The sequence below is a fragment of the Flavobacterium cyanobacteriorum genome (genome assembly GCF_002251835.1).
Lineage (GTDB): Bacteria > Bacteroidota > Bacteroidia > Flavobacteriales > Flavobacteriaceae > Flavobacterium > Flavobacterium cyanobacteriorum.
Map to the genome: position 1 here is coordinate 1 of NZ_NOXV01000080.1, position 2293 is coordinate 2293.

Sequence of the window (2293 nt, forward strand, 5' to 3'; positions counted from 1 at the left end):
AAGTTTTGTGGTAAAAGTCCCGCCCTTCGGGTAGCTGCAAACCGTTATAGGTAAGCCGTAAAGACACGAAACAAAACGTAATAGACAACTATGAAAAAAATATTTTTACCAATTGCAATATCTTTATTTATTGCAAGTTGTTCAAGTGACAACTCCAATGAAATAAAAAAAGAATCGAATTCACAAGAATCGACCGAATCAAAACCTGTTTTTAAAGAGGAATTACCGCCTCTTAAAACTTGTAAATCTGACATCGGAAAAGTTAAAACTGACGGCAATGGTTCCATTGGCTCCAAAACTGAATTGACCGAATTAAAAAAACTATTAAAAAATAAAGATTGTGATATAATTGAAATTACATTTGTTCAAAAATCACCACCTGATAGGAATTACGAAGACATGGCTCTAAAAGTAACATACAATAGAGTAACAGGTAACCTAAAAAACATTTTCACCAAAACAAATGTCATTGAAGAATACAAAAATGTTAATGAAAATTGTTTGCTTGAATTCTTGAAAAGTGGTCAACAAAGTTTTTTGGGGTTAACAGATTTCTGTAAAGACACCAAATATGAATTCAATAACAAAGAGATGAAGCAATCTGCGATTGGTGCTAAACCAGAACAAAGTGAATTAGATGGTTCTGTGAAGATTGTTGCTGATTTTATTAAATCAAATGCAAAAGACGCATCGAGTATTGAGTTTTTAGAGTGGTCTAAAGTTATATCAATTGGCAAAAATTGGACAGTTAGATGTAAATATAAAGGAACAAATTCTCTAGGGGCAATGGTAACTGAAAACGCTTGGTTTTATATTCAAAATAGCAAAGTTGTGGACTCAAAACCTATTTAATGTATGTCAAGTCTTAATACCTATTTCTTAGAAAAATCTTCGACTTTAATTCAAAAACTAATTACTGGACAAGGAACTGCAAAACAACGACTTTTGGATTGTGAAATAGAATTTTGTTTAACTTTTTCAATTCCAATACCCGCCGACTTGGAACCAATTAGAAAGAAAATAATACAAGAACTAAATCAAAAAAATGAAATTAGAATTGGTGAAAACATTCATTCAACATCATACAGAAATACATTGTATTCCATGAGGAATGCTCGCGCATCCAAAATAATTGGCGAAATATATAATCTGTATAAGGAAATAGAATTTAGAGAGCGATTTAAATAAAAAACGGCCAACCTATAACAGCAAGCAAGCACAATTTGCGCAGACGAAGTAATAGCTTTTGCAAAAAGTTTCGGCAGACAAGTTTTTCATTTTTGCAAAAGCAACAAACATTAGTATCTTTAAACTAACATTTCGGTAGACACTGTTTCAAACTGCAAACTGTGCCTGCTTGCAATCCGTTAGCAGTAATGGCAGGACGACCATCAACCAATAGAAAAATATGACACTACACGAAGCAATAGAAAAACTTTTACGACAAACAGGACGACCAATGACGACCCAGCAAATTGCTGACGAGTTGAATAAAAATGGTTGGTATCAAAAAAAGGACGGCTCGACAATTCAAGCATTTCAAATTCACGGCAGGACAAGAAACTATGCAAACATTTTTGACCGTGACGGTTCGACTGTTTCACTAATCGGACAATCAATAACCAAAGTAAAAGTAACGACTACAGAAAAACCGAAGGAAACAAAACAAGCTCCAAGACCAACCTCGACAAACACTAAAACTTCATTTGACCCAATTTCAAACGCTGACACGACCATTTTGATTTTAGGAACTATTCCTGGCGACAAATCTCTCGAACTTGGCGAGTATTACGGACATTCAAGAAACAAATTTTGGAAAATTATCTCGACAATTACAAACAATGATTTGCCACTTACTTATTCCGACAAAAAAGGACTTTTAATAAAATCTAAAATTGGAATTTGGGACGTAGCACATAAAGCAAATCGCAAAGGTAGCCTTGACAGTGCAATTGAAGACGAAGAACCAAACGACTTGGACAACTTTATCGCCAGACACAAGAATTTAAAAGTTATCGGTTTCAACGGGACAAAATCCCAAGCACTTTTCGACAAGTATTTCGACAGAAAAAGTGATTTAAAATATATTTCTTTACCAAGCACAAGTCCTGCAAACACAGGCATTGACTTTGACAACATTTGCAAGCAATGGCGACAAATATTGAACAAATAATTGACGGACGACCAAGAGCCACTACTGCTAACACGGGTTTGGCAAAAGTGGCGGTTTCGTGCTCCGCAGACATATTTGTGGTTAATCAAAGTTTGGTTCTCCGCATCAACATTTGTGGTG

At 34.8% G+C, this 2293-nt stretch carries 3 protein-coding genes; all 3 read left to right on the forward strand.

Annotated features, from left to right (window positions below):
* The first annotated feature begins 90 nt into the window (after positions 1 to 90).
* The 3 genes from CHU92_RS00850 to CHU92_RS00860 all read left to right on the forward strand — a co-directional run bounded on the left by CHU92_RS00850 (position 91) and on the right by CHU92_RS00860 (position 2173).
* Positions 91 to 852 (forward strand): hypothetical protein, encoded by a 762-nt coding sequence (locus tag CHU92_RS00850; RefSeq protein WP_094411654.1) that lies wholly within the window; start codon positions 91 to 93, stop codon positions 850 to 852.
* A gap of 3 nt (positions 853 to 855) precedes the next feature.
* Positions 856 to 1188, forward strand: coding sequence for a hypothetical protein (locus CHU92_RS00855; RefSeq protein ID WP_094411656.1), 333 nt, complete (start codon positions 856 to 858; stop codon positions 1186 to 1188).
* A 220-nt stretch (positions 1189 to 1408) separates the two neighbouring features.
* Positions 1409 to 2173 carry a DNA-deoxyinosine glycosylase gene (locus CHU92_RS00860; RefSeq protein ID WP_129582962.1) on the forward strand — a complete coding sequence of 255 codons (765 nt, stop codon included), beginning with the start codon at positions 1409 to 1411 and terminating at the stop codon, positions 2171 to 2173.
* Positions 2174 to 2293: the final 120 nt, after the last annotated feature.

What these genes read in the sequence shown, in the direction of transcription:
- CHU92_RS00855 (WP_094411656.1), top strand. Translation starts at nt 856, where the DNA reads ATGTCAAGTCTTAATACCTATTTCTTAGAAAAATCTTCGACTTTAATT.
- CHU92_RS00850 (WP_094411654.1), top strand. Translation starts at nt 91, where the DNA reads ATGAAAAAAATATTTTTACCAATTGCAATATCTTTATTTATTGCAAGT.
- CHU92_RS00860 (WP_129582962.1), top strand. Translation starts at nt 1,409, where the DNA reads ATGACACTACACGAAGCAATAGAAAAACTTTTACGACAAACAGGACGA.